The following is a 3,513-nucleotide window of genomic DNA, read 5'->3' on the forward strand; positions in this document are numbered from 1 at the left end:
GCCGGCCGGCGCTCCGGCCGGCCCGTCGGAGGACGCGCTCGCGACCGACGCGGCGCTGCTGCCAGGGGTGACGCCGATCGGCCGCGGGACCGTCGCCGACCGGCTCTGGTACGGGCCGTCGATCACGGTCACCGGCATCGACACGACCGACGTGGTGAACGCCTCCAACACGCTGCTGCCATCGATCCGGGTCCGGATCAGCTGCCGCATCGCCCCCGGCCAGGACGCGGGGGAGGCCTTCGCCGCCCTCGAGCGCCACCTGCGCGCCCACGTGCCGTTCGGCGCGCAGCTCACGATCGCGGACGTCGACCTCGGCAGCCCGTTCCTGGTCGACCAGTCCGGCTGGGCGGCCGAGGAGGCGCGGGCGGCGCTGGCCGACGGCTGGGGCGCGACGGCGCAGCTGACCGGCATCGGCGGCTCCATCCCGTTCATCAGCACGCTGACCGAGCGCTTCCCGGCCGCGCAGATCCTGATCACGGGGGTCGAGGATCCGGACACCCGCGCGCACTCGCCGAACGAGTCGCAGGACCTCGGGGTGCTGCGCCGCTCGATCACCGCCGAGGCGCTGCTGCTCGCCCGGCTCTCCCGCCGCGCGCGCTGATCACGGCCCGCCGCTCGCCCGTCCGCCGATCCGCGTTTACCATCGGACGCATGACGGACACCGCGCTCACCGGCACCCCCACCTCCGACGAGCCCAGCCACGGCGTGCTGCTCACCGACGCCGCCGCGGACAAGGTGCGCAGCCTGATCGACCAGGAGGGGCGCGACGACCTGCGCCTGCGGCTCGCCGTCCAGCCCGGCGGCTGCTCCGGCCTCATCTACCAGCTGTACTTCGACGAGCGGCTGCTCGACGGCGACGCGACCGTCGGCTTCGACGGCGTCGAGGTCGTCGTGGACCGCATGAGCGTGCCGTACCTCGACGGCGCGACCGTCGACTTCGAGGACACCATCCAGAAGCAGGGGTTCACGATCGACAACCCCAACGCCCAGGGCAGCTGCGCCTGCGGCGACTCCTTCCACTGAGCTCATCACGGAGGGCCCGGGGTGCGCTCGCACCCCGGGCCCTCCGTCGTCGTCAAGGGGGCACCGCGACGCTGCGGATCGGCCCGTTTCGCCACCCCGGATCGAAGTTCTACGGCTCGTCGGGCGATAGGCTGACGGGCGGCACGACGTGCTCCACACGAGAACCGGAAGGGAATCCGTGCGCTCCATCCGACGACGCGTGATCCTCGCCTCGCTGACCGCAGTCGGCGTCACGCTCGCGCTGACCGGCTGCGACGACCTGCAGCTGCACGGCTACCTGCCGGGATTCATCTCCGGGCAGCCGGACGCGACGAACCAGACGCAGCGGGTCTCCGACCTGTGGGTCGGTTCCTGGATCACCCTGCTCGGCGTCGGCGTGATCACCTGGGCCATCATCGTGTGGTTCGCGATCGTGTACCGGCGGCGGCGCGGGCAGACCGGCCTGCCGGTGCAGCTGCGCTACAACATGCCGATCGAGATCTTCTACACGGTCGTGCCGCTGATCCTCGTCCTCGGCCTCTTCGCCTTCACGGCCCGCGACCAGACGATCATCGAGACCCGCTACGACACCCCGCAGACGATCATCGACGCGTACGGCAAGCAGTGGGCCTGGGACTTCGACTACCGCAACGAGCAGGTCTACGAGCAGGGCATCCAGGCCCAGCCCGAGGACCCCGGCACGGCGAACACCGGCTTCGTCGAGGCGAAGATCCCGACGCTGTACCTGCCGGTGAACAGGACGACCGAGATCCGCCTCCGCACGCGCGACGTGAACCACTCGTTCTGGGTGATCGACTTCCTCTACAAGAAGGACATGATCGCCGGGCGCACCAACTTCTGGGACTTCAAGCCCACGCGGATCGGCACCTTCGAGGGCAAGTGCGCCGAGCTCTGCGGCGAGTACCACTCGCGGATGCTGTTCAACGTGAAGGTCGTCTCGCAGGCCGACTACGACGCCCACATCGCGAGCCTGCGGGCCGCGGGCAACACCGGACTGCTCGGCAAGGCGTACGACAAGGACGACAACGCGGGTGCTGTCGGAGACCAGAACTCCGGCCAGGACAGCGAGAACGCCGTCAGCGGCAACTGAGGGGACCTCTGATGACATCGACAATCGGCAGGCCGACGCAGCAGCTGCCGGCCGGGCAGGCCGCGGCCGCCGTCGGCGGCAGCCAGGTGGCCCGCAAGGGCAACATCGTCGTCGAGTACCTGACGACCACCGATCACAAGAAGATCGGCAACCTCTACCTGGTCACGTCGTTCATCTACTTCCTGATCGGCGGCGTGCTCGCCCTCGTGATCAGGGCGCAGCTGGCCGCTCCCGGCCTGCACGTGGTGGGGACGCCGGAGATCTACAACCAGGTCTTCACGATGCACGGCACGATCATGCTGCTGATGTTCGCGACGCCGCTCTTCGCGGCGTTCGCCAACGCGCTGATGCCGCTGCAGATCGGCGCGCCCGACGTCGCGTTCCCGCGGCTGAACGCCTTCGCCTACTGGCTGTACTTCTTCGGCAGCCTCGTCGCCGTCTCCGGCTTCTTCACCCCGGGCGGCGCCGCGAGCTTCGGCTGGACGGCGTACTCGCCGCTCTCGAGCGAGACGTACTCGCCCGGCCTCGGCGGCACCCTGTGGGTGTTCGGCCTGGGCCTGTCCGGGTTCGGCACGATCCTCGGCGCCGTGAACTTCATCACCACGATCATCACCATGCGCGTGCCCGGCATGACGATGTTCCGGATGCCGATCTTCACCTGGAACACGCTGATCACGTCGCTGCTCGTGATCATGGCCTTCCCCGTGCTGGCGGCGGCCCTGCTCACGCTCGGCGCCGACCGGGTGTTCGGCGCCCACGTCTACGACGCCTCCAGCGGCGGCGCGATCCTGTGGCAGCACCTGTTCTGGTTCTTCGGGCACCCCGAGGTGTACATCATCGCGCTGCCGTTCTTCGGCATCATCAGCGAGATCATCCCGGTGTTCAGCCGCAAGCCGATCTTCGGGTACAAGACGCTGATCTACGCGACGATCTCCATCGCCGCCCTGTCCGTCGCGGTGTGGGCGCACCACATGTACGTGACCGGGTCGGTGCTGCTCCCGTTCTTCGCCCTGATGACGATGCTGATCGCGGTGCCGACCGGCGTGAAGATCTTCAACTGGACCTTCACGATGTGGCAGGGCTCGGTGACGTTCGAGACGCCCATGGTCTGGTCGCTCGGCTTCCTGATCACCTTCATCTTCGGCGGGCTGACCGGCATCATCCTCGCGTCGCCGCCGCTCGACTTCCACCTCTCCGACAGCTACTTCGTGGTCGCGCACTTCCACTACGTCGTGTTCGGCACCGTGGTGTTCGCGATGTTCGCGGGCTTCTACTTCTGGTGGCCGAAGTTCACCGGGCGGATGCTCGACGAGACGCTCCGCAAGTTGCACTTCTGGTTGCTGTTCATCGGCTTCCACACCACCTCCCTCGTACAGCACTGGATGGGCCTGGAGGGGATG

Annotated in this window: 4 protein-coding genes; all 4 read left to right on the plus strand. The window is 68.4% G+C overall.

Annotated elements, in window-relative coordinates:
- Window positions 1-601 (plus strand): peptidase dimerization domain-containing protein (locus tag ACFE60_RS18240; protein WP_375390270.1); only part of this gene is annotated, 601 nt, incomplete at its 5' end.
- 50 nt (window positions 602-651) lie between these two features.
- Complete coding sequence (gene erpA / locus ACFE60_RS18245; protein WP_375390271.1) at window positions 652-1,023, plus strand: iron-sulfur cluster insertion protein ErpA; 372 nt, start codon at window positions 652-654, stop codon at window positions 1,021-1,023.
- A 178-nt stretch (window positions 1,024-1,201) separates the two neighbouring features.
- Window positions 1,202-2,113: a cytochrome c oxidase subunit II gene (gene coxB / locus ACFE60_RS18250; RefSeq protein ID WP_375390272.1), complete on the plus strand. Its 912-nt coding sequence runs from the start codon at window positions 1,202-1,204 to the stop codon at window positions 2,111-2,113.
- Between the two features lie 11 nt (window positions 2,114-2,124).
- Window positions 2,125-3,513 (plus strand): cbb3-type cytochrome c oxidase subunit I (locus ACFE60_RS18255; RefSeq protein ID WP_375390273.1); only part of this gene is annotated, 1,389 nt, incomplete at its 3' end.

Source organism: uncultured Amnibacterium sp. (genome assembly GCF_964245895.1).
Classification (GTDB): Bacteria; Actinomycetota; Actinomycetes; order Actinomycetales; family Microbacteriaceae; genus Amnibacterium.

Coding starts and splice junctions, on each gene's coding strand:
- erpA (WP_375390271.1), top strand. CDS start 652: ATGACGGACACCGCGCTCACCGGCACCCCCACCTCCGACGAGCCCAGC.